This window comes from Serratia sp. EC4, from assembly GCF_059652115.1.
Genome location: NZ_JBNIDE010000022.1, coordinates 1 through 4328 on the forward strand (window position 1 = coordinate 1; position 4328 = coordinate 4328).

The 4328-nt window shown below is 40.9% G+C and carries 3 protein-coding genes; all 3 read right to left on the minus strand.

The window, feature by feature from the left end:
- The coding region (gene glpQ, locus ACP39K_RS24435; RefSeq protein WP_497008988.1) for a glycerophosphodiester phosphodiesterase at positions 1 to 495 on the minus strand (495 nt) is incomplete at its 3' end.
- 316 nt (positions 496 to 811) lie between these two features.
- Complete coding sequence (locus tag ACP39K_RS24440; RefSeq protein ID WP_497008989.1) at positions 812 to 2590, minus strand: hypothetical protein; 1779 nt, start codon at positions 2588 to 2590, stop codon at positions 812 to 814.
- A gap of 1168 nt (positions 2591 to 3758) precedes the next feature.
- Positions 3759 to 4328: MFS transporter (locus ACP39K_RS24445; protein WP_497008990.1), on the minus strand; the 570-nt coding region annotated here is incomplete at its 5' end.

Here is a 4328-nt window from a genome sequence, read left to right on the forward strand (position 1 = left end):
ATAGATGCCGATGTTCTTGCCGGTCGAATGGTTCAGACCCTGCACGAACTCGATCTCTTCCTGGAAGGTGTGCACGCGGAAGTCGGATTTGCCCATCGGGAAGCGGCCAGGGTAGCCCTGCACCTTCTTGCCGTTTTCGATGTCAAAGCCTTCGGTGAACTTCAGTGATTTGATCTCCGCCAGCGTAAAGTCGATGGCGTAATAACGGCCGTCTTTGCGCACGCGGTCCGGGAAGCGTTCGGCGACATCGGTGACGCGATCGAGATAATGGTCGTGCAGCACTACCAGTTCGTTGTCTTTGGTCATCACCAGGTCTTGCTCGAGGTAATCGGCGCCCTGCGCGTAGGCCATCGCTTTCGCCGGCAGGGTGTGTTCCGGCAAGTAGCCGCTGGCACCGCGGTGGGCGATGACCACTTTGTCCGCCGCCTGTGCGGCGCTGACCATCGAGGTGGCGAGAATGATCCCTGTCAGCAGGGCTTTGACTTGATTTCGCATTCCGTTTTCTCCGTGCTGTTGGTGTTGGGTAGAAATCCACCGAATAATCTTTAAAGCGTAGTGTTTAGCTGTTCTATTTCATAACAACTCAACTTAATGCAAATCATTACAATCATAAAAAATTACATTACATCTCATATTCGTGTTTCATGAGGTTTTGTCTGCTATCATCCCTAATAACTAATGCAGTTCACTCTTTTCTACTTGTCAACCACTTTAAATATTTCATTGAAAATACATTCACTTATAAATATTAGGAATAATTAAAAGAAACGTCCCCATCTTATCTTAGAGATGGGGACAACCTCGAAAAGCGCTATACAAAATCCATTGCAATTTTACTCACATCATCTAACGTATGTAACCCAACTAACGTCACGTTATTATTCCCAAATGTTAATACAGCGTCACCGTTTTGGTCAAAAGTTGTATGTTGAACAAAATTATCATTCTCTAAAATATTCTTGCTCTCCATAAAAATAAATCTATTATCAACCGATCTTTCTAAATTGTAAACCTTATCACTACCAAAATCACCACTAAATATAAATGTATCCCCAAGATAACTGCCATACAATACGTCATCACCAGTGCCAGAGTGAATTGTATTATTGCCAGTTGAAATCACTTTACTATTATCGCTTCCAGAAAACAGCCATTCATTCTCAGCATCACTTCTTATCGAATATTTATTTTCAAGGTTCGCAAAAATAGAGGTCAATGGTCGCAACTCATCCAGTGAAAGTAATTTATAATCTCCAACCTTCTTATCTGGTGAGTAATCAAAAGATACATTTGTTATATTAACCCCTTTAGTTATGCTTTTATCATTAAAAGAAAAATAAGCAGTACCGTCATAGGAAAATGCAACGGAAACATCATCAAAACTACTTTTTATCGAGTAAACATTTACCCCCTCCCCTCCTTTTAGAACATTTATTCCTTGATTATCTTCAAAATAATCATCCCCCCCCCCTCCTTGTATATAATCATTACCGCTTCCACCTTTTAGTAAATTTATCCCATTTTCCCTTCCAAAAATAAAAGTCGTCCCTTTATGCTTAGCCGCATTAAGATCCTCTACCCAATATCTTGATGCAAGTTCATCAGTTAAATTTGAGAATATAACTGTAGAGTTTTCAAAGGTATAATCGTAAAAATCAGAATGTTTAACGCGCTCTAATGCGCTTAATAACTCTGAACTTGAGTGCGCCGCCCATGATATTTCCGACGATGACTTTCCATTAAAATAAGAAAAAATTTTCTCTGTAATTGATTTGCTAAAATACCCACCATCAAAATATTTTGTAGTGTAATAATCATTAAAATCAACGATATTGTTAGTAAATCCGTCTACAGTATCATCATGTTCTCCCGCAGTGTACAATAAGCCTTTTTTACTCAAATCCCATGCGGCATTATCTGTTGAAGCTAATAATCGATATACAGGGTCGTTTTCAAACCCAATTTGAAGTACCTTGGTGTTCCCAATTGGCTTTGTTGGAGACGAAAAAGCCACGTAAGATGATTCTTTGTACCATCCATCTAAATATCCTGCATCCGAAAGTGTCGATAAACTATTTACTAGCGCCCCTCCAAGACTGTGTCCAGATATAATAACATCCTTAGCCCCCAAACCATTGGTTTTCGCAAAATCAATGACTCTTTTTAATAAAATATCAAAATAATCAGACGCAAGTTTCTCTCTGCTTTCAGCTGTTGCAAATAGTATGTCTCGTGCATCATTTAGTTTATTGAATGCTGCCCCTCTATCGTTGGGATCTTGTTCTCCGCTATAAGTACCAACTCCCCAAAACGAAACACCGATTTTAACGAGCTTACCATTTTCATCATATTTCCCTAATACGTTAGCCTCCTGCCCATATCCATGATAGTAACCAGCATCTTGACCATAAAAGGCACCAAATTTATTTTTTTGGCCTTGAAAACCAAGCGAATCTCCAGACAATACCTTCCATCCGTCTCCTAAGACTCTATTGTCAGAATATACAGCATTTGTATATATAGTTTGTATATTAATGACATCCGAGATAAGTCTAAAATCATCTTTATTTTTATATTTGAAAATTCCCATGGTTATATTACCTTGTAATGTTAAATGTAGGTATATGGTCCAATCCATTAGCAAGTTTAACTATTAATAGAGTGAACTTCCCAAGTGTCAGACTTCTATCTATGGTAACTGAATAAAAAACACATGATAAAACGAATCATTTTAATGTTATGTTTTTAAGCTAAGTCGAAAATCGAAATTATTTATAAAACTTAAACACATATCTATCCTTTTAAACATTAACTTATTACCTCCCATTATGTAATCGTAATAGATTTTTATTTCCTATTGCACTCACCTTATCCGCACAAATTTTATGTGATTTTTTATCGTAATAGTACGAATAATCGCATAACAATTCCAACAAAAAAAAACAGGAGAAATAATGAGTAAAAACAACAAACAAACACCAAAAAGAATTAAAAAAAACAAAAAAAGGCAATTCGACAGAACAAAAAACCAGCATGAATTACAAATAAAGAACTTATTACTATTTCATATATGTGAAAATAAAATACTTTAAATTTGAAAATAACGTGTTTTTAATCTAAAAAAAAGTTCAAGACAGAAAATCACTCCAAATGGGTCATATATAATGATATCTACTAGCAACAAAAATACGTATGCCGCTAATAACATGCTTAGTTCGGATGCTTGATACTTAGGCTCAAATTCAGGCATAGCACCACCAGAGAATCACGGGCTTCCATGCACCAGAGATTTGAGTGTTTGCAGATGAGTCGAAATAGCTAAACAATGATACTCTGAATAGTCTGAAAGTTAGCAAAAGAATATGATTAATCCATCCAGTAACCATCATAGCAATGATATTTAGACCGTGTGTAAGAAGCGCTAGCCCAGCGTGTGAGCCTAGAACACTAGACCATCTGCTATACTCCCATCCATGGATGGTTGGTGTCACTTCGCTCTAGTTGTCAGTTGTGGATTTTATTCACCATATACTGATCGATTTATACTCTAGATATCGCCGGGGACAGCTATTACTTGTTGCACTATACATGATGCCTATGAAACCCGCCAACGGCGGCTACGTTGGCCTGCTTCTCCACCACTGAGTTAGCGAACTGCACGCAGATAACTTGCAAACCCCACACCATAAAAGTACGCCAAGATCAATCGATGGTTCAACTGACGTGCATGAGTGGCACTTAATCTCACTTAACGGCAATTAAGCGTGATATTTCTTCTCGTTCAGCATGGTCAGCAGCAGCAGGATAACCGCCAGCACGCCGCCACCGATCATCACCATGAAGCCGCCGTCCCAACCGAAGAAGTCCACGGTGTAACCGACGATGGCGCTGGCCGCAACCGAGCCACCCAGGTAGCCGAACAGGCCGGTGAAGCCCGCGGCGGTGCCGGCGGCTTTCTTCGGTGCCAGCTCCAGCGCGTGCAGGCCGATCAGCATCACCGGGCCGTAGATCAGGAAGCCGATGACCAGCATACAGATCATGTCTACGGTCGGGTTACCCGGCGGGTTCATCCAGAACACCACGGTGGCGATGGTCACCAGCGTCATGAAGAACATGCCGGTGGCGCCGCGGTTGCCTTTGAACACTTTGTCCGACATCCAGCCGCACAGCAGGGTGCCCGGGATACCGGCGTATTCATACAGGAAGTAAGCCCAGGAAGACTTGTCCAGCGCGAAGTGCTTCACTTCTTTCAGATAAGTCGGCGACCAATCCAGAATGCCGTAACGCAGCAGGTAGACGAACACGTTGGCGACCGCGATGTACCACAG